The sequence below is a fragment of the Psychrobacter sp. T6-1 genome, assembly GCF_052258445.1.
In genome coordinates, this window is sequence record NZ_JBQQFC010000385.1 from 1 (window position 1) to 1,926 (window position 1,926).

Consider the following 1,926-nt stretch of genomic DNA (forward strand, 5'->3'; position numbering starts at 1 on the left):
TCTCGGCAAGCTCTGGAATGTGCAGATGCGAGACATGAAAGCCTGTTAGACCCGCTTTTGGTTTGCCGCCGCGACCCGTTGCGCCTTCATCACGAATCTCACCGCCCGCCCCCGTCGCTGCGCCCGCATAAGGAGCAATCGCCGTGGGATGGTTATGGGTTTCGACTTTCATAAGAATATCGATAGCTTCTTGATGAAAATCATATGGATGCGCAGAATTAGGATCTTGAGGATCAGTAGGAATAGGATAAAAACGCATACCCTCAGCCCCTGCCATTACCGCTGCATTGTCTTTATAGGCCGACAAAATACCTTCTGGACTCGCCTGATAAGTGTTCTTAATCATTTGGAACAGCGATTTGGGCTTTACCTTGCCATCGACGGTCCACTCAGCATTAAAGATTTTGTGGCGGCAATGCTCAGAGTTGGCCTGCGCAAACATCATCAGCTCAACGTCGGTAGGATTGCGCCCCAATTCATTGACGTAGGCATTCATCAAGTAATCAATATCTTCACTCGATAACGCAAAGCCAAATTGGGTATTAGCGGACTCTAGCGCTGACTGACCTTGTCCGATGACATCGATATGATTGAGCGTGGCTGGTGGTTCATCATCGAACAGCTGGCTTACTTTTGCCAAATCATAGACCAAACTTTGCGTCATACGATCAAACAATAAACGCTCAGCAGCGCTCGATAGTTTCTTTTGAGCACTGCCTTCTAGCGTGAGCGTATAAACGATCACGCGCTCAATACGATTGATTTTAAGCTCGCAGTTATTAAAGATATCCGTCGCTTTACTTGCCCACGGCGATATCGTCCCAAAACGCGGACTGACAACCACTTGGATTTGCTGATCTTTTGCACTATTAAGAGACGTCTCACTTTTTACACCCAATAGATCCAGCGCCTTTTGGTGCTCATCAGCGTTTAGCTCACGCGATAACACATAGACTTGCTGAGTATCGATTTGGGTGACATTGAGATCAGTCTTTTGGGCAAATTGAGTGATGAGTTGCTGGGTCTGAAAGTCGGTCAAAAACGGCTGTCCGGCGATAGTCATCATAAAGGCAGGTTTCCTAAGATATAGGCTATAGCAGACGCGCTGCTATATAGAGTCAAGGGTCTGCGCATTATAACAAGAAGCCTTGTAATAATCAGGTAAAAGCCAGAAAATTTGCTGATTAACGGAGCTGGTTTTGAGTAATAAGCGCACTCAAATTTTACCTAACCCTTATACAGCTTACAAACGCTCACATCGCATTACGGGCAGCCTATATAACTACAGGCACCTCTATCGTTATTCTACAACCAGTTAATCATTTAAAACCACAATAACTTTAATCTAATAAGGATATATTATGACTAAGCAAGAGCAAATTGATAAAGTACAAGACGTGATTAAAGACGTAAAATTTGCCATGATGAGCACCGTTAATAGCAAAGGTGATGTTCATGCTTGGCCGATGACTACTAGTGAAACCAGCATCGGTGGTAGGGAGATTTGGTTCATTGGTGATAAATCATCTGATGTTGTCAAAGACATTCAAAACAATCCAAAGGTTGGTTTGTCTTATGCAACGCAAGACGAAAAAAACTACGTCTCAGTGAGCGCGAATGCTGAATTACTAACGGATAGAGCCAAGTTAGAAGAGCTATGGTCACCTGTCTATAATGCATGGTTTGAGCAAGGTATTGATGATGACGAAGTACAACTGATCAAAGTAGTGCCACACGGCGTTGAATGCTGGATAAGTGGTAGCTCTACAGTCAATATGTTCAAAATGGTATCAGCTGCGCTACAAGAAGGTAAAACCGCTGAAGATATGGGTGAGCAGTTCAATATCTCTTTGTAATATAACTGATAGCACATCACTTTAACGTCAGTAAATTTATTTTGCTGGCGTTTTTTTATGACTTAAGGCT

At 43.7% G+C, this 1,926-nt stretch carries 1 protein-coding gene and 1 pseudogene; one reads left to right on the forward strand and one right to left on the reverse strand.

Annotated elements, in window-relative coordinates:
• Positions 1-1,066 (reverse strand): annotated as a pseudogene (locus ACTXGO_RS13055) (phosphoribosylformylglycinamidine synthase); the annotation flags it as partial.
• Between the two features lie 295 nt (positions 1,067-1,361).
• Between ACTXGO_RS13055 and ACTXGO_RS13060 the strand changes: the two are divergent.
• Entirely contained in the window at positions 1,362-1,856 is a 495-nt protein-coding gene (locus tag ACTXGO_RS13060; RefSeq protein WP_443574825.1) for a pyridoxamine 5'-phosphate oxidase family protein, read from the forward strand.
• The last annotated feature ends 70 nt before the right edge of the window (positions 1,857-1,926 follow it).